Source organism: Desulfosporosinus nitroreducens, assembly GCF_023897015.1.
Classification (GTDB): Bacteria; Bacillota; Desulfitobacteriia; order Desulfitobacteriales; family Desulfitobacteriaceae; genus Desulfosporosinus; species Desulfosporosinus nitroreducens.
Map to the genome: position 1 here is coordinate 233,282 of NZ_JAMHFY010000004.1, position 18,379 is coordinate 251,660.

The following is an 18,379-nucleotide window of genomic DNA, read 5'->3' on the forward strand; positions in this document are numbered from 1 at the left end:
TTATAGAATAATTCCGAAGAGGTACTAAATCGAACGAAAACGATGCATTATTTCTAAGCAGCTTTTATCCTAAAGAAGTTAAAATTAATCAAGTTATAGAAAACAACAGTGGTATTACTATTTTAGAACAATTAGCTTTAAATGCTGAAATCAAAGGTATATAAATTATTGTTATTATTTACACAAAAGGGGTTAAGTGATGATTATTGTTTATAATAGAGAAACTAAGACATATGAGACTGAGCAAGTAGTAGGAAATACGTATCTAAAGTGGACTTATTCTTCACCTGTTGGAATGAAGCTATTAGAATTAATTGTAAAGAAAAAACTTTTTTCTAAGCTATATGGCTTCTTTTGTGATAGAAAAATAAGCAAAAAAAAGATTCCGTCTTTTATTAGTGAATTTGGTATTGATATGTCTCTCTGTGAAAAAAAACTAGAACAATTTGAATCATTTAATGATTTTTTTGCTAGAAAGCTTACTAGACCCATAGATAGCGCATTAGGTTCAATAATATCGCCTGGTGATGGCAAACTTGTAGCCTATGACAATATTGACTTGAATAAATTAGTTCAAATTAAAGGTTATACGTATAGCTTTAGTAAGCTTATCGATGATCCCAGTATAGCGTCAAAGTTTTCAGAAGGTACCTGCCTAATTCTTCGACTTAGTCCAACAGATTATCATAGGTTTAACTTTATAGATAACGGTATCTGCGAAGAAACAAAAAAAATAAAAGGTGATTATTACTCTGTAAATCCAATTGCACTAAAGGCGGTAACTGAGCTTTTCTGTAAGAATAAAAGAGAATGGAGTATTTTTCATTCAGATAACTTTGGTGATGTATTATGTGTAGAAGTAGGTGCAACCTTTGTTGGTTCAATAATACAAACCTATTTTCCAAGAAAAAGAGTAAAAAAAGGGGATGAAAAAGGGTACTTTAAATTTGGCGGCTCTACTACCCTATTATTTTTTGAAAAAGGTAAAGTAAGAATTGATGAAGATATAATTGCTCAGACAAATAAAGGATATGAAATAAGTGTAGTTATGGGTGAAAAAATAGGAGAAAAAGCTATTAGATAATTAAGAAGCCGTCCTTTTCGGACGGCTTTGATACTTAACAATCTTCCTCGCATTCCCTTGTTTTACTTATCCAAATTGCAGCTCCTGTAGCTAGGGCAAGGATGAATAACGAGGGAGGACTAAATAAACTATTTGTCTTTCTAGTTCTCATTTTTATACCAAGCATTCCCAAGACCTCCTTGCAATATTATATTGACGATTTAGGTTTTGCATTTACGTCCACGTTATACCAGTTAAAAAATATATCTAACATGAGGTATTGAGTAATTAAAGGCTTGAACGGCAGAAAATCGGCAGAAAATCCATAGCATTAAATAGTTAGTAAAGTCTTTACTATTACCGTAGTTAGAGGCTTTTTATAATTATGAAACAGATTCCCCTTATTTTGCATAAAAATTAATGAGATAATAAGTCGTCTTAAGCTGATAGTGATGTTTCTTAGCAGAGTCAGAAGGAAAGCAATTTATAATGGGTTGTGTTCAAATGTGAATAAAAATATAGTTTTTATTGTCCTTGTAATCCTCTTCCTTACAGGTGGACTCGTGGGTTACAAGGTAGGAGAAGTAGCATGCCAGGAAATAATTAATGCACAAGACGTCGTTCATAAATTTAAAATTGGAGGAATAAAAAATGCAATATCAAAAGTTAATAGAGGAAAAAGTACACAAGTATTATTGGGATGATGATTTGAATTGTACAACTGCCTCTTTACTCACTCTTTCTGAAGTATTTCGGACAAAATTAAGTTCCCAAATTCTTGACGCTGTAACAGGAATACCAGGTGCAGGTAGGTATGGTGCACAATGTGGATTGGTAGCAAGTGCTTTGATGTTTATCGGAATTAAAGGGAAAGAAAAAGGATTGCAACAAGAGGAAATAGTAACTATATGTAATAATTTTGCCAGAGAATTTGAGAAAGAGTTCGGGAGTTTAAACTGTAGAGACCTTCGCCCGCAAGGATTTAAACCTGAAAACCCACCACACTTATGTGAAGAGATAACGCAAAAGGCAGTTAAATTTACTCTTAATTTTTTATAATCGCGTAAAGTATAGAATTATTTATTACGCATTTTTCTAATGTTGTGACACATTCGTCGGATTATGGCAATAACCTTTTGCTAATTTCCGAGAGATAAGACATTACCCACCAGTAAGTCAGTTTATTGAAAGTATGCTCAAAGAGGAGGAATACCCGATGGCTTTTTTAGTGTATCTACTACCAGTTTCTTGTTTCTTTTTTGTAAATAATCTAGTTTCTATTATTGAGAAGGTGCATAAGGACGACAAAAATACTGGTTTCAACACAATCGGTGCAACACTGGGACTTCTTTTGATTACAGGAGCTATAATTGCCACTCAATCTTGAATTGTTGTGTAACCATTCTTGTACTGCGTAATAGGATTTCATATTTCTCAAACATTCAAACATTCGCGAACTAAAAAGACACGCTTAGCGATATCTAAGCGTGTCTTCTTTATAACATTTTTTAGTACATATACTAAAACTCAAACGTTGTCTACCATACATTATCTTGGTTTTAGTACACTACTAACTATAGATAGGCATAGCTAAAACCGTCTATAGTTAATTTCACTATAAATTTAATCAAGGAACCGACGATTCCCAATGATATTTTAGTTTTCCCTCTAACTCTTTAATTGGTATGGATAAGTAGGGTTCCTAAGAATCGCCCCTCGCGGCTTCCTCAACGCTTTCCAAGTTTAAGCCCAAAATCTCTTCAATTGCCTCATTCAGCTCAGTTTTACCAACCCCTGACTGTGCCGAAAAGGGAAGAATCAGCGACACATCTTGGATATCTAACGCTTTGGCGATAACCTTCAAGTGCTTAGCCCACTGACCACGTGCAATTTTATCGACTTTGGTTGCCACGATCATGGTTGGAACCTGCATAGTTCGTAACCATTGCTGCATTTCGATATCTTCAACGCTTGGTGCATGGCGAATATCGACAATTTGAATAACCGCACGCAAAGGCTCACGCTTTTTGAGATAATGCTCCATCATAGGACCCCATTGCGCATTTACCGTCTTGGCGACCTTGGCATAGCCATAGCCGGGCAAGTCAACTAAAAACCAAGCATCATTGACTCTATAGAAATTCAAGGTTTGAGTTTTCCCCGGTGTATTCCCCGTTCGCGCAAGGTTACGCCGTCCCAAAAAACTGTTAATCAGAGATGACTTACCAACATTTGACCGCCCAGCCATCGCTATCTCCGGCAATCCATCAACTGGATATTGCTCATATTTTACAGCAGATGCTACATACTCTGCCTTCTTAATGACTATCAAGATACCTCTTCCTTTCGTGCAAGTTTTCTTACTTGCACTCTAACTTACATTCGTTTTCTCCAGGCTTCATTTTATGGCACGACGAGCGCACGGCTGAACAAGTGTGACGCGAACCTCTCCCCAGAAAGGACCCTAAACCGTCCCCGGTACCTTAAAAGCCCAAGAGGGTCGTGATCACACGGCGTGAATGCCTTTTGCGTGAGTCGTAGCCAAACTCGGCTTTAATCCGCTTTCATCCAGCAGGGCGGAAAACAGGGACGTTTTCCGCCGGCCTTGCGACAGGGACGTCGCATTGGCCGGGAACCCTGCCCTCTTTCATTCGGATTAAAGCCCTAGTTTGGCACGACGACCGCACGGCTGAACAAGTGTGACGCGACCCTCTCCCCAGAACCGTCTCCCGTGCCTTCGTCCTCAACCCAAGAGGGTCGCGATCACACGACGAGCGCATGGCCGAGGACGTGTCTCGCGACCCTCCCTAGCAGGTCGTCGGCCTCTCCTCTGATCTCGGCACCGTATCCGGTATCCCGCCCTGTCCATACACAGAATGAACCGGCATATCCTTCTGAAGTTTATCCGAATGAGCCAGCGGCAAAAGCGCAAGCTTCAACACTTCTTCAATTCGGCTGACAAAGTGAAATTCCATGACTTTGCGAACATTCTCCGGAACATCTTCCAGGTCCTTGCGATTTTCCTCAGGAAGAAGTACCACTTTAATACCTGCCCTGTGGGCTGCCAAAACCTTTTCTTTTACGCCACCAATAGGCAACACGTTGCCACGCAAGGTTATTTCACCAGTCATAGCGAGATCCGATCGAACTGATCGCTTTGCTATGGCAGATGCCATTGCAGTGGCCATGGTAATTCCCGCAGAAGGACCGTCCTTAGGTGTTGCACCTTCCGGAACGTGGATATGTAGATCGGTTCGGTCATAAAAGTCTTCTTCAATATCCAGTTGAAGGGCATATGCCCGAATAAAGGTCCAGGCTGCCTGAGCCGATTCCTTCATAACATCCCCTAGTTGGCCGGTTAAGGTTAACCTTCCTTTGCCCGGCAGAGGGGTTACTTCTACCGTGAGAACGACCCCGCCTACTTCCGTATAGGCAAGTCCCGTTACTGCCCCGATTTCAGGAGCCTTAGCCGCTACTTGGAAATGATAACGCGGAACTCCCAGCGTGGATTGTAAATCTTCAACCGTTAAAGTATGAGGTTCCCATTCCTTCTTCACCCAGCGGACAGCTATTTTCCGACAAAGGTTGGCGACTTGTCGCTCAAGACCCCGTACTCCTGATTCTCTGGTATACCCTTGAACTAGTTTGAGCAGGACATCCTCCTCCAAAGTAAAGACTTCTTTGGTAAGTCCATGGGCTTCTAATTGTTTAGGAACGAGATAACGGCTAGCGATATTGACCTTCTCATCTTCTGTATACCCACTTAGGGTAATTACCTCCATCCGATCAAGGAGCGGGCGAGGAATCGTGTGTAAAGTATTAGCCGTCAACACAAACAGAGTTTGGGAGAGGTCAAAGGGCACTTCTAAATAGTGATCTGTGAAAGTACTGTTTTGTTCTGGATCTAACACTTCTAACAGAGCAGAAGCAGGGTCACCACGGAAGTCCGATGACATTTTGTCGATTTCATCTAGAAGAAAGACAGAATTACGAGTTCCGGCGGTACGCAACCCTTGAATGATTCGTCCTGGCAACGCCCCAATATAAGTGCGTCGATGCCCCCTAATCTCAGCCTCATCACGCAATCCGCCCAATGACATGCGCACAAACTTTCGATTTAGGGATCTGGAAATCGATTTGGCCAAGGAGGTCTTCCCAACTCCAGGAGGTCCGACTAGGCATAGAATTGGACTTTTCATTTTCGGTGTTAGTTTACGGATTGCCAAGAACTCTAAAATTCGCTCTTTGATTTTCTCTAAACCATAATGATCTTCGTTCAGAATTTCCTCTGCCCGACTCAAATCAATTTTGTCTCTGGAAGACTTGTTCCAGGGCAGGACTAAAAGCCAATCTAAATAAGTACGAACCACCGTACCCTCTGCAGAAGAAGGAGGCATTTTCTCTAAACGGTCAATTTCCTTAAGTGCTTTTTCCTCAACTTCTTTGGGGCATTTGGCCTTGGCTACTTTCTCTCGGTATTCTTCCGCCTCAGCTTGACGCTCATCTTTATCTCCAAGCTCTTTCTGGATCGCTTTCATTTGTTCCCGCAAATAGTATTCTTTTTGCGCTTTATCCATTTGCTTACGAACTCTTTGCCCGATGCGCCGTTCCAATTCCAAAAGTTCAATCTCGCGCATTATAAGTTCCGTTAAACGTTCCACGCGCAGCTCGACTGACATAGCCTCTAAAATTGTTTGTTTATCCGGTACCTTCAGGTTAAGATGGGATGCCACAATATCTGCTAATCGTCCGGGTTCCTCAACGGCTAACACTGTTCCAATGGTTTCTAGGGGAACCCTTTTGCCCAGTTTGGCATATTCTTCAAACTGATGGGTCATTCCTCGCACCAGTGTCTCTAACTCCGGCGTCAGAGATTTCGTTTCCTCTTCTAATTCCTCAACGCGCACTCTAAAATACTCGTCTTCCTCAAGGAATTCAAGAATTCGGCCTCGCGAAATCCCTTCGACTAAGACCCGCATAGTGCCTCCAGGAAGTTTTAGGAGTTGCTTTATTTCAGCAATTGTGCCCATCTCATACAAATCATCCGGATTTGGAGAATCAATCTCTGTCTCTTTTTGTGACGTTAAAAGTATAATTCGATCATCGAGCATGGCTTTTTCAATCGCGGCCATAGACCGTTCTCTGCCTACGTCCAAATGAATGACCATATAAGGGAAAACAAGAATCCCACGTAACGGGAGTAATGGTAATTCACGTTCTTTTATCAACGAATATCCCCCCATTTTGAAAAAATCTTGTGAAAAAAAGACACACTACAGCTTAGTGTGCCAAACTTATCTTGAACTATTCTAACATGTTTTGCCTTGATCAGGCAAATTGGCGACTATGTTTGTAACCGCCTTATTAACCACTCCAAAATCCAATCTGCTTAAAACCTCTTCAATCGGAGGCCGTGTCTCGACTTTCTCCAGCTTAATTTTTGGGGTCAGCGCAAGATCCAGAACTTCTGAGAGTTCTTCCACTGAAATAATTTCTATCTCGTTCTTAAACTCTGAAAAACGTTCTTGATAATTCTCTTTAGGAATCAAAACTCGTTTGCACCCGGCCTGTTTGGCAGCCTCAATCTTAGCCGCAACGCCCCCTATAGGGTTAACTCGCCCACGAATGGAGAGTTCCCCAGTCATAGCCAAATAATTGTCAACTTTTTGTTGGCGTATAGCTGACACTGTAGCGGTTGCAATCGCAATTCCCGCAGAGGGACCGTCTACAGGACCTCCGCCCGGAAAGTTGACGTGGATATCAAAATTTTTAGGTTCCACTCCCATTTGCCGTCTCAAAACAGTCAAGACATTTTCCACTGAACTTCGAGCCATACTTTTACGTCGAAACTTCTTCCCTGAATCCCCTTGTTCTTCTTCCTCCACAATCCCCGTCACCAAGAGTTCGCCGGTGCCCGGAGTTACAGGAAGAGCCGTGACTTCTAACTCTAGAAGTCTTCCCATATTTGGACCATAGACGGCAAGACCGTTCACAACCCCAACACATGGCTCTGTTGGCACTTTTTTATCCGGCCGGGGAGCGTATTGGCCAGTTGCTACAACCCATTCTACAATTTCCACATTAATCTCCGGCAATTGATCGGTGAGGGCCACTCCTGCGGCAAGTTGAACCATATTTACGGTTTCCCGGCCATTACTCGCAAACTGTTTGATTACTTCAACAGCCGCCGGGGTAATGGGCATTTCCATCTTGGCTGCAGCTACATGAGCGATTTCTGCTATTTCATCCGGAAGCAATCCCCGGAAGTAAACCTCCATACACCGTGAGCGGATGGCAGGCGGAATTTGATCCGGGCTCCGAGTGGTTGCCCCCACAAGTCTAAAGTCCGCCGGCAGACCGTTTTGAAATATATCATGAATATGTTGTGGAATATTAAGGTCTTCCGAGCTGTAATAGGCGCTTTCTAGGGTTACTTTACGATCTTCTAAAACCTTTAAAAGCTTGTTGATTTGAATTGGATGAAGCTCACCAATTTCGTCGATAAATAAAATCCCGCCGTGTGCTTTGGTGACGGCTCCCTGTTTAGGCTGTGGAATTCCCGCTAAACCCATGGCACCCGCCCCCTGATAAATGGGGTCATGAACTGAGCCTATCAAAGGGTCTGCAATTCCCCTCTCATCAAAACGTGCAGTTGCACCATCAATTTCAGTAAAATGGGCACTTCCTTTAAATGGAGACAGAGTATTTTTCTTAGCCTCTTCTAAGATTAATCGAGCGGCAGCCGTTTTGCCGACACCGGGAGGCCCATAGATGAGTACATGCTGTGGATTTGGGCCGCATAAGGCAGCTCGCAAGGCTTTAATTCCTTCTTTTTGCCCAATGATTTCCTCAAAATGTACGGGTCGTGTCTTCTCTGATAAAGGGGTAGTTAAAGCAATCTTTCGCATAGTTTGCAGTTTTTCTAGTTCTTTGCGTGATTCTCGTTCTACGGAGACTTTATTTCCCTGTTGAGACTTGAGCATTCCCCAAAAGTAAAGCCCAATCACAACGGCAAATATTAACTGAACCATCATGACTATTCCGCTGAGTCCATTCATGCACAAATTTCCCTCCTAGCAATCTCTCTTAGTTAGTATTGCCATAAAGTGGGGAAAAAACCCTTAGAAAGGAGGACAAGAAAAAAAACACCGGGGATGCTTATATAAAGCAACCCGGTGTTTAGTATTTTTCAACTGAACTTTATTAGATGCCCAGTAAACTTACTGGGCAAAATATTCCATGTGTAATGTCGATATACAACTTCGACACACCTTACCAAACTTCAGTAAATGTAAAGCCTTAAAAACTGTATATCACACTTTACTTAAGCGGATTCTTCTTTTTTACCCTTTTTAACTTTATCCGTCATAACTAAAAGGGGCTCTTCTTTCTTCATGATCACTTCCGGTGTAACGACGCATTTTGAAACGTCATTACGCGAAGGCAAATCATACATGACGTTGAGCATGAGATCCTCAAGAATCGACCTAAGTCCTCGCGCTCCGGTGTTCCTGCGAATCGCTTCGGAAGCTATCGCGGTGAGGGTTGCATCTTTGAACTCTAGGGTTACACCATCAAGCTCCATTAACTTTTGGTACTGCTTAATGAGTGCATTCTTGGGTTCTGTCAGTATTCGAACCAAGGCTGCTTCATCCAGTGCCTCCAGGGTTACAATGACGGGTAAACGCCCAACAAATTCCGGAATCAACCCAAATTTCTGAAGGTCAATGGGCAGTATATCTTTCAAAGTTTCACCGACATTCAAATTGACCTTGTTGGGAATAGTGGCGCCAAAACCCATGGTTTTTTGTCCGGCTCGGTTTTGAATGATTTTTTCAATCCCGTCAAAAGCTCCACCGACAATAAATAAAATATTCGTGGTGTCTAACTGAATAAATTCTTGGTGGGGATGTTTGCGACCGCCTTGCGGAGGTACACTGGCAACCGTCCCTTCAAGAATCTTCAGCAAGGCTTGCTGAACTCCTTCGCCAGAGACATCTCGGGTAATGGAGGGATTTTCAGATTTGCGGGCAATCTTATCAATCTCGTCGATATACACAATACCCTTTTCTGCTTTTTCCACATCGTAGTCAGCAGCTTGAATTAATTTCAAGAGGATATTCTCAACATCCTCACCTACATAGCCTGCCTCGGTTAGTGACGTAGCATCTGCAATTGCAAAGGGAACATTAAGAACCTTAGCCAGCGTGGAGGCCAACAAAGTTTTTCCTGAACCTGTGGGTCCCAACATGATAATATTTGATTTTTGTAATTCTACGTCATCAATTTTCATGCCCAAGTTAATTCGCTTGTAGTGATTGTAGACTGCGACTGAAAGTGCCTTTTTCGCTTGTTCTTGGCCAATAACATATTGGTCAATGATCGCCCGAATTTCTTTGGGTTTTAGAATGTCTCCGATCTCAACGCCCAAATCATCCGTAAGCTCTTCCTCGATAATCTCATTACAAAGTTCTATGCATTCATCACAAATATAAACGCCCGGACCAGCAACTAATTTTTTGACTTGTTCCTGGGTCTTGCCGCAAAATGAACACTTGAGTTGATTTTTGTCTTCGGTGTACTTTGCCATCCTCTCACCTCTATACCTCAGAATTCCCCCCAAGGCGTCGGGTTTAGGTGTTCTGTTCTACTAAGAAGCTGACGGTCTTCTGACTAGTCATGCTTTGTTTATAGAACGGGAGCTCCCCACGCGCTATAAGGGTCTGTTTGAGTAATGCAGCGTCTTGTCCGTGACGCTCACTTACTTTCTTGATCTCTTCGTCTACTTCGTCTTCCGTGACCTCAATTCCTTCTGCTTTAGCAATAGTTTCTAAAACCAAATCCATTTTGACGCTTTCAGCAGCTTGAGGGCGCACTTGCTCCTGCATAACCTCCTCGGTTGAGTTCGTATACTGATAATACTGCTCGAGGGTCATGCCTTGCTGGGCAAGATTGCGGCTTAAATCATCCAACATTACTCTGATTCTTTCAGTAATCATAACTTCAGGAATTTCGACGCTGGCATTGTCTACCACTTTAGCAACGATCGCTTTTGCATGTTCGTCTTTAACTCTTACTTCGGTGGTCTTCATTAATTTATTCCGCAAATCGGTTTTCAATTCATCCAGAGTCTCAAATTCACTAACATCTTTTGCAAATTCATCATCTAGTGCTGAAAGTTCTTTGCGCTGAATTTTTTTGATGAGTGTTTTAAAGACAGCTTCTTTTCCTGCAAGCTCTGCACTATGATATTCATCTGGGAAGTTAACGTTGACATCAACAGGTTGCCCTATTTCAGTACCAATTAAACCCTCTTCAAAACCTGGAATAAACGTTCCAGATCCGATGACAAGTTCATAGTTCTCAGCTTTACCGCCAATGAAGGCAACTCCGTCAGTAAACCCTTCAAAGTCTAACGTGACAGTGTCATCATTTTCCACTTTGCCCTCTTCGAGGGTGATAAGGCGAGCGTGCTGTTCCTGTTTGCTTTTCAGCGCTTCCATTACTTCTTCTTCAGTGACAACAGCTGCCCCTTGTTCGACCTTAAGTCCTTTATAGTCTCCAAGTTCAACTTCCGGCTTGACCATGACTTTTGCTTTAAAAATCAAGTCTTTACCTTCTTCGATTTGAACTAAATCGACGTTCGGACGATCTACGGGATCGATACCGCTTTCGATAACTGCTTCAGCATATGCTGGTCCAATTAAATGATCTAACGCTTCATCATAAAGGGCTTCTTTTCCAACGTGTAGTTCAACCATGCGACGTGGAGCTTTACCTTTGCGAAACCCTGGAACATTCACTTTTTTAGCTAATACTTTGGCTGCTTGATTCACCGCACTGACAAATTTTTCGGCTTCAACGGTAACTTCCAAAGCTACAACATTTTTTTCTAGCTTTTCTACTGAGACTGACATATGTTCTCCCCCTTAAACACTGTTTAGTATATGTGCAAGGCAGCTGTGGATACTTCGTTAGTCTTGCCGTTTTTTAAAGACTACAAACCCCCGCTTAAGCCAAATACATCTATAAAATTTACTAATCAATTATACCAGACTTACTTCTCGTAATCAAATGATCAATCCTTGAGCAGTGCGTCACGGATAACTCTAACTATTCAGGGTAAAATAATCTTTATAAAAATATCTCCGCAGCATGAAAGAAAGGAGACCAACATGCTTATTGTTGTTGTCAGAACCCTTATTCTATACATAGTAGTCATCATTGCCCTGCGCCTAATGGGAAAAAGGGAAATCGGCCAATTACAGCCTTTTGAGTTAGTTGTTATTCTCATGATATCCGAGCTGGCTGCTGTACCAAGTGAAAACGTCGGGGTTCCACTCCTCAGTGGCATTATACCCATTCTGGTTCTCCTCTCTGCAAGCCAAACCTTAGCCTACATTTCCTTGAAGAGTGAAAGGGCTAGAGATATTATTTGTGGCAGACCAAGTATTCTCATCGATCACGGAAAGATTTCGGAGAAGGAACTAAATAAAAACTGTTATAACATCAGCGATCTGCTAGAAGAACTTCGCTTAAATAACGTCCCGAACATCGCCGACGTAGAATTTGCTATTTTAGAAAATAACGGACAAGTAAGCGTTTTTCCTAAGGCACAAAAAAGGCCGTCTATCCCAGAGGATTTCGGTATAAAACCGCCATACGAAGGACTGCCGCTCACGATTATCATGGATGGCAAACTAAAAAAGAATTACTTAGAGCAAAGCAAGAAAGATCTGGACTGGTTAAAAAGCGAACTCGAAAAACAAAAGATTTCTCAGATCGAAGATGTCCTCATTGCCAGCCTTGATTCCTCAGGAAAACTCTACGTGCAAGCTAAGGCAACGAAAAAATCAAACCCATCAAACCATAGTGTGAGGTGAAACCCGTTGCGCACCCTTTTAACCATCGTTGTCATTGTCATGCTATTATTAGGAGGTTCTTTTACTTCCTATCGGTATATTCAAACCACGACTCAGACAGCAGGGGAGCATCTTGAGCTTCTCGAACAATCCATCTCAATTCAAAAATGGGAGGGGGCCCAAAAGGAATTGAGCACTGTTCAACAAAGTTGGGAGAAAAACAACACCTGGTGGAGCATTCTCCTCGATCATGAAGAAATCGATACGATTGATATCAGCCTGAGTCGCTTAGAAAGCCTCCTTGCCAGGCAAGATGTCACACTTTCCCTCGCTGAAGTGTCAACCTTGAAACTTTTATTTGAGAACCTTCATGACAAGGAAAAGTTTACTTTAAAGAACGTTCTTTGATCTAAATATTAATAAAATTTAAAACTGTAAAAACCTAACACTTGTCATACCCTAAAAATTATGGTAGAATTCTCTCTGTTGCAACAATTATTTTGCGAGAGTGGCGGAACTGGCAGACGCACTGGATTTAGGTTCCAGCGGGTAAACCGTGCAGGTTCAAGTCCTGTCTCTCGCACCAATTAGCTAGTTTAAAGCAGTTGACCTATAAAAGGGTAAACTGCTTTTTTTGTGTTTGTGCATTGGATTTATGGACGTCCTACGCGCTAGAGTCTTTAAGCAGTACATTTTCCATTTAATCAAAAAGGAGAGCCTTGACAGCTCTCCTAAATAATCAAATGAACTAATTAAAGATATCTTCAGAACCATCTGGTACAACAGCTGTTCCGCCTATGTAATAAACAGCTTGTATATTTTTTTGTATATTTTTAAAAGAATTTAGATAATATCCATATTTATTATAACTATTATCATTTGGCAATCTGAAAACTATTGGGTACTCGGTGATTACCGCTAACGGACCAGCACTTACTCCTTCTGAACCTCTGCTTAAGGACGAATTCCGCTGGGTTTTAACTACGATCATTTTTACAAATCCTTCAACCTACTTATTCGATAAGCTTGTTACGGGTTTACTCCTAATACTTTAGTTGCTTTCTTAGTGTAACATATCACTTAGGCAAAACAAAACCTAATATTCTTACAAAAAGCATGGAAACACTTATTTAAAGCGTTTCCATCATTCCAACTATTCCAACTATTTAGAACGTTTTAGTTCTCCCTTACCGACTCGATAAGACTCAGCCAAGATTTGAACAGTATGCAATACTTCTTCGTCAAATCCAGCATTTTCGACCCCACTTTGCAGCTGCAACCGACAAGCCGGACAACCCGTTGCTACTGTATCCGTATTGGTCGTCTGGATATCTGCTGTTTTGCGATCAGAAATTTGTCCGGAGAGATCCGGGTGTACAAGGCTGAATGATCCAGCCATACCACAACAACGACCCGGCTCTTTCATTTCAATCAATTCCACACCGGGAATGCTTTTTAAAATTTCCCGCGGTTCTTTACTAATCCCCTGTCCACGATTTAAGTGACAAGGTTCATGATACGTCACTTTACGCGCTACTCGACCCAAGCCTTCTTTCTTAAAGGGAACTTGATGAATCAGGAACTCAGAAATATCATAGGATTTTTTAGCCCATTTATCCGCCAAGGCTTTAAGTTCGTGATCATTTTCAAGCAGCTCTCCAAAAACATGCTTCCAAGCAGTACCACCTGAAGAACAGGCGACAACTAAGGCATCCGCCCCCATTCTCTCAAACGCCCGCAAATTGCGTTTGGCCAAAGTACGTGCTGAAGCCACATCCCCATTGACCGAGGCTGGGATACCACAACAAGCCTGGAACTTAGGAATGACAACTTCGATGTCATTTTCCGTAAGCACCTCGATCACCGCTCTGCCGATGTCCGTGTAAAAATAGTTGATCATGCAGCCCGTGAAGAACCCAACTCTCATCTTTGGGTTTTTAACCGTAATCACTTGAGGGAACTCGGAACGCAAGGTCTTCTTGGACAACATTGGGAACACTTTCTCCTTACCTATCCCAACATCCACGCGCATACGTGCTAATTTGCTGTGTCTATTTGGTATGTTTTTTAAGGCAACACCCTGGAAGATACTTCCCGCCTTCATCCCGAAATCAAACACCCGCTGCATTTTCAACGCAGTAAAGGCAATTTTTTTGACCGGCTGTAGCCCTTTTTTACGGACGGATTCCGCTCTTGCTGCAAGAATAATTTTATCAAACCGAACCCCACAGGGACAGTTGGTATTACAAGCCATACAGGTCGTACAAAGGGAAAAACGATTTCCCATTCCCTTAGTCATCTCTATTTCGCCCGAGAGAATGTATTCCGCTAAACTAATCTTTCCCCTTGCAACTCCGACTTCTTGGCGTGTTTCCTTGTAAATGGGGCATACCGCCATGCAATTTCCGCATTTCATACATTTATGGAGTTCTTCGGTAATCGAATCCAGTGAATCATATACGGACACGATCAGTCCCTCCTTACAATCTTCCCAGGGTTCAACAAATAGTTGGGATCCAGGGATTCTTTAATGCGCCGCAAGGCCGCCACACCTGCTTCTCCAAATTCCCTGTCAAGATATTTCATTTTGGCGATACCAATCCCATGTTCACCGGAAAGGGTTCCTCCAAGTGCTAGCGCCGTTTCGAAAATCTCGTCCACTGCTAGGTGCACTCTTTTCATTTCTTCTAAATCGCGTTCATCTGTTAAAATTGTGGGATGTAGATTTCCGTCTCCTGCATGCCCGAATGTAGCAATTTGCAGATTGTGTTTTGTCGCAATACTACGGATTGCTTTAAGCATATCCGGAATTTTACTCCGGGGAACGGTCGCATCTTCAAGTACGGTCGTCGGTCGTTTTTGAGCGAGAGCAGGAAGCGCGCTACGACGAGCCAACCACAAAAGGTCGCGCTCTTTATCATCTTTAGCTATTTTTACCTGAACGGCTCCTTCCTCTTTCAAAATTCGTTCCACCAAAACAGCTTCTCGTACGACAACTTCCTTGTAGCCGTCCACTTCACATAAGAGGACCGCTTCCGCGTCCATCGGGAGTCCCGCATGCACAAAGTTTTCCACGGTCTGAATAGTCACATTATCCAAGATCTCCAGTGTCGCCGGAATAACTTTATTGCGAATAATGGCTGCGATGGCCCTCCCAGCTTTATCAACGTCATCAAAGACCGCTAAAATGCTCTTACGTGCTTCCGGAGCCGGAATTAGTTTGACGATTATTTCAGTGATAATCCCCAACGTTCCTTCAGCCCCAGTAAAGAGAGCCACTAAATCATACCCTGTCACGTTCTTTACCGTTTTTCCGCCCCAACGAATGACTTCTCCATTCGCCAAGACCAATTGCAGGCCCATAATATAATGTTTGGTTACACCGTATTTCAGACCACGCAATCCACCCGAACACTCCGAAACCGAGCCCCCCATAGTTGCTGTAGTGACTGTACCGGGATCCGGAGGATACAATAAGCCGTGTTTTGCCGCTTCATCATTGAGAGCCTGAATGATCACCCCAGGTTGAACTGTTGCCGTTAAATTATCCTGGTCTACTTCCAGAATTTTGTTGAGGTTGAGCATGGAGAGAACGATACCCCCTTCAATGGGAATAGTTCCCCCACTAAGGTTCGTTCCGGAACCACGTGTATAAATAGGGACATGGTAACGCAGGGCGATTTTCACGACATCTGCCACCTGTTCTGTCGATAGAGGTGCAACCACAACATCCGGCTTATGATGTTTCATCGCCGCAGTTGCGTCATAAGCATAGGTCAATAAGTCTTCCTGCTCTGTGAGGACATTTTCACGACCGAGCACTCGAACAAGTTCTTCCAAGACTTCACGAGCTAACATCCTTATACCTCCTTTATAACGCTTCGAATATGGCACGCCTGTCAGACCACTTAATTATTTACTAATTCAATTTAAGCGAAACTTCAATAAGTAGATATAATTCTCTACTGAACAAACAAAGTGGGAAGGGTCAAATACTACCTCTTCCCACAAAATCATGCTACAAACAAGCAACAAGAGATATAACTTAAAGTTCTATTAACTTAGAAATCACAGCATTTCACTAAAACTTTGAACTCTGGTTTTAGTTTGTTCAAAGGATGTTGTTTCTAGGTCAATTTCTATAAATAAGCTCTTAATTCCAGCTTCTTCAAACTGTCTATAGTAGATTGGATAGTCAAATTCTTCAGGGTCACAGAACTTCATCATGCAAACCACAACTGCATCTGCCTTATATACTTTAACCATATCCATAAGCATGGGACCTCTTGATTTTTTCGTATCGACAGCAAGAGAACAACCATCGAATTCTTGCCACCATTTAGCCAATCGATATAGTGGGTCTGTACCTGACGGAACATCATTTCTAAACAATCTTGATTCCTGTGCCAGGTCATCTGCCACAACAGCAAAACCGTTATCTTTTAAAATGTCTAATACTTCATTTGGTTCAGCCATAATTCCTGTTAAAACAACCTTTTTACCTGTAAAGGCTTCCACAGGTAAAGCTATAAGCTCTGAATTCAATTCTTTTACCATAGCGGTATGTTTAGATTTTTCCATAAAAAATCTTGCTTTTATAATAGCATGACGTTTTATTGGATCAATAATGTTAGGATAATTAGCAGCTATGTCTGTAAATTCACGCATTACTTTACGATTTTCGTTATAAATTTCAATGCTATTGTTTAGTGCCTCATCTGAAATCTGAACACTCAATATTTTTTCTAGTTTTTCACGAACAAGCCTATATTCCTCAGCAAGAAACTTATTTGCTGCTTCAAGTTTTCTGTTTTGAGGATGAGTAAATACGATGACAGGTGATGTTCCTTTCCATTTTTGGCTAAGACATTTTAAAGTGTCACAAGGAACGGGGAAAAGTACAGCTTCTAAATCATCATATACACCTTCAAGCTGCATTTCCATAACGGATTGCATAATTGAACAAGCAAATGGAGGTAAATATGCACGGGCTTTAGAAATACTCTTTTGTCCTCCCCAAATACCTACTGGAAGAAAACCTGCAGCATGAATTATTTCTTCAGGAGCATAATAAGGCATAACACCTACTGACCCTTTGCCAGTTTCTTTCTTATAATCTTCCATAGCCTTTTTGGGATTATTTGAAATTGAAGATAATTCACTTATAATACTTTCAATTCTACTCATTAGAAACTCCCTCTTTCTGCTTCATCATTTCATCTAATGCCTGTACACGTGTATCAAACTGTGCAGGAGCAAAGTTACGAGGATCAGTTTGGTCTCCATCAAAGCTTACATAGGGTAAACCATTTTCTTTTTGTAGCATATCAGCAGTTTCTACATTTAGAAAACTCATTAGCTTACAGCTTCTGTTCTGATGATAAACAACACCGTCACACTTTCCTCCACTAATTATGTCACTAAGAACCTTAACTTTGTTATCGAGACAAGTATTTATATAAATTCTAGTATAAGCTTCTGCCATTGAACTCATATCACCTGGTGTATAAGAAAGATTCCACAGACCAGGATAGGCTGAACCTGTCATTATATTGCCAAGATTCTTTAATCCTTTAAATGTATGTCCAAGGTGTGGCCAAACAGCTATACCCTCCCAAGTTACACGCTTTTGTTCACTTCCCTTAAACGCGTAGATACCATTTTTCAGATTTTCTTCAAGTTCATCTGCAAACTTTTTAAATGTAATTTCTGCGTAGTCTTTACTTCTTGCACAAACTATAAGTGCCATATAGTTGAAAAGATCAAAACAATTTAAAGGTGATGGTTTATGTGATGACAAAGAAGCAACTCTGTTCCATTGGGCAACAGAACGTTGCGTTTGTTCCTGTACTTTCAAAAATTTGTCATAGTCGAATTTCTTACCACAAATTTCCTCAAGCTGAGTAATAGCATCCTTAAACTGTTCCGCGATATAATCCTTAGCATACTGTGGAATGGGCATTGTATGGTTAAATGGTACATCAATTATGATGAGAGGAATATTTAACTCAACGGCAAGATTCTCATACCACTTAAGCAATGTGTTACAAATGTTGTTACATGTTATTAGAAGATCGGGAAGTGGTATTCTTGCCGCTGGGGTTTTTTCAAGCTTTTCTGGTGTTTTTCCTGTTAAAGCCTCTTCTTTTAAAAGTTCCATATAACCAAGATTTACTCTTGCATAAGAGCAAGTATCCAGGTTATAGCCTTTTTCATCTGCAACTTCAAGCATATCTAATGCACCTTTTCTTGCACCAATACCCGCAGCATGTGTTTCAGGATATATCATAGCAATATCCATAGTAACACAAAGCTCCGAAGGAGCAACAGATGCAGACCAACAAACAAGTTTCCCTTCTTTTTTTGCCCGTCTCGCTTCTTCGTACAATTCTTCTTGATAGAAACCTAACAATTCTTTTGCCATCATATTTGTTGTATCAGTCATTTACCCTAC

15 protein-coding genes and 1 tRNA gene are annotated in these 18,379 nt (G+C 41.7%); 6 read left to right on the forward strand and 10 right to left on the reverse strand.

Annotated elements, in window-relative coordinates; genetic code table 11:
* Nucleotides 1–199 precede the first annotated feature (199 nt).
* The 3 genes from M8E35_RS06675 to M8E35_RS06685 all read left to right on the forward strand — a co-directional run bounded on the left by M8E35_RS06675 (nucleotide 200) and on the right by M8E35_RS06685 (nucleotide 2,450).
* On the forward strand, nucleotides 200–1,084 hold the full coding sequence (locus M8E35_RS06675) for a phosphatidylserine decarboxylase (RefSeq protein WP_252468058.1): 885 nt from the start codon (nucleotides 200–202) through the stop codon (nucleotides 1,082–1,084).
* A 630-nt stretch (nucleotides 1,085–1,714) separates the two neighbouring features.
* Nucleotides 1,715–2,122 carry a C-GCAxxG-C-C family protein gene (locus M8E35_RS06680; RefSeq protein ID WP_252468059.1) on the forward strand — a complete coding sequence of 136 codons (408 nt, stop codon included), beginning with the start codon at nucleotides 1,715–1,717 and terminating at the stop codon, nucleotides 2,120–2,122.
* 157 nt (nucleotides 2,123–2,279) lie between these two features.
* A complete protein-coding gene (locus M8E35_RS06685) occupies nucleotides 2,280–2,450 on the forward strand; it encodes a hypothetical protein (RefSeq protein ID WP_252468060.1) in 171 nt (56 codons plus the stop codon).
* A gap of 315 nt (nucleotides 2,451–2,765) precedes the next feature.
* On the opposite strand, the gene yihA is transcribed toward M8E35_RS06685, so the two are convergent.
* From yihA to tig, 5 genes are all read right to left on the reverse strand, one after another.
* The gene (gene yihA, locus M8E35_RS06690) at nucleotides 2,766–3,395 is read right to left on the reverse strand and encodes a ribosome biogenesis GTP-binding protein YihA/YsxC (protein ID WP_289710704.1); all 630 of its coding nucleotides are present in this window, start codon (nucleotides 3,393–3,395) and stop codon (nucleotides 2,766–2,768) included.
* A gap of 475 nt (nucleotides 3,396–3,870) precedes the next feature.
* Nucleotides 3,871–6,291, reverse strand: coding sequence for an endopeptidase La (gene lon, locus M8E35_RS06695; protein ID WP_252468061.1), 2,421 nt, complete (start codon nucleotides 6,289–6,291; stop codon nucleotides 3,871–3,873).
* A gap of 81 nt (nucleotides 6,292–6,372) precedes the next feature.
* Nucleotides 6,373–8,121: an ATP-dependent protease LonB gene (lonB, locus tag M8E35_RS06700; protein ID WP_252468062.1), complete on the reverse strand. Its 1,749-nt coding sequence runs from the start codon at nucleotides 8,119–8,121 to the stop codon at nucleotides 6,373–6,375.
* A 266-nt stretch (nucleotides 8,122–8,387) separates the two neighbouring features.
* The gene (gene clpX, locus M8E35_RS06705) at nucleotides 8,388–9,653 is read right to left on the reverse strand and encodes an ATP-dependent Clp protease ATP-binding subunit ClpX (protein ID WP_252468063.1); all 1,266 of its coding nucleotides are present in this window, start codon (nucleotides 9,651–9,653) and stop codon (nucleotides 8,388–8,390) included.
* 43 nt (nucleotides 9,654–9,696) lie between these two features.
* On the reverse strand, nucleotides 9,697–10,980 hold the full coding sequence (gene tig, locus M8E35_RS06710) for a trigger factor (protein ID WP_252468064.1): 1,284 nt from the start codon (nucleotides 10,978–10,980) through the stop codon (nucleotides 9,697–9,699).
* Nucleotides 10,981–11,238: 258 nt separating this feature from the next.
* Here tig and M8E35_RS06715 point away from each other — a divergent pair, with 258 nt between their 5' ends.
* The 3 genes from M8E35_RS06715 to M8E35_RS06725 all read left to right on the forward strand — a co-directional run bounded on the left by M8E35_RS06715 (nucleotide 11,239) and on the right by M8E35_RS06725 (nucleotide 12,511).
* A complete protein-coding gene (locus M8E35_RS06715; protein ID WP_252468065.1) occupies nucleotides 11,239–11,946 on the forward strand; it encodes a DUF421 domain-containing protein in 708 nt (235 codons plus the stop codon).
* A 6-nt stretch (nucleotides 11,947–11,952) separates the two neighbouring features.
* Nucleotides 11,953–12,333, forward strand: a complete 381-nt coding sequence (locus M8E35_RS06720) for a DUF4363 family protein (RefSeq protein ID WP_252468066.1) — start codon at nucleotides 11,953–11,955, stop codon at nucleotides 12,331–12,333.
* 94 nt (nucleotides 12,334–12,427) lie between these two features.
* Nucleotides 12,428–12,511, forward strand: a tRNA-Leu gene (locus tag M8E35_RS06725).
* A 162-nt stretch (nucleotides 12,512–12,673) separates the two neighbouring features.
* On the opposite strand, the gene M8E35_RS06730 is transcribed toward M8E35_RS06725, so the two are convergent.
* The 5 genes from M8E35_RS06730 to M8E35_RS06750 form a co-directional block, all read right to left on the reverse strand.
* The gene (locus M8E35_RS06730; protein ID WP_252468067.1) at nucleotides 12,674–12,916 is read right to left on the reverse strand and encodes a hypothetical protein; all 243 of its coding nucleotides are present in this window, start codon (nucleotides 12,914–12,916) and stop codon (nucleotides 12,674–12,676) included.
* A gap of 171 nt (nucleotides 12,917–13,087) precedes the next feature.
* Nucleotides 13,088–14,392, reverse strand: coding sequence for a (Fe-S)-binding protein (locus M8E35_RS06735; protein ID WP_252468069.1), 1,305 nt, complete (start codon nucleotides 14,390–14,392; stop codon nucleotides 13,088–13,090).
* Nucleotides 14,393–14,394: 2 nt separating this feature from the next.
* Nucleotides 14,395–15,783, reverse strand: coding sequence for an FAD-binding oxidoreductase (locus tag M8E35_RS06740; RefSeq protein WP_252468071.1), 1,389 nt, complete (start codon nucleotides 15,781–15,783; stop codon nucleotides 14,395–14,397).
* 210 nt (nucleotides 15,784–15,993) lie between these two features.
* Nucleotides 15,994–17,112 (reverse strand): 2-hydroxyacyl-CoA dehydratase subunit D, encoded by a 1,119-nt coding sequence (locus M8E35_RS06745; protein WP_252468073.1) that lies wholly within the window; start codon nucleotides 17,110–17,112, stop codon nucleotides 15,994–15,996.
* Nucleotides 17,105–18,370 carry a 2-hydroxyacyl-CoA dehydratase subunit D gene (locus M8E35_RS06750; protein ID WP_252468075.1) on the reverse strand — a complete coding sequence of 422 codons (1,266 nt, stop codon included), beginning with the start codon at nucleotides 18,368–18,370 and terminating at the stop codon, nucleotides 17,105–17,107. The genes M8E35_RS06745 and M8E35_RS06750 overlap by 8 nt, the downstream gene beginning before the upstream one ends.
* Between the last annotated feature and the right edge of the window lie 9 nt (nucleotides 18,371–18,379).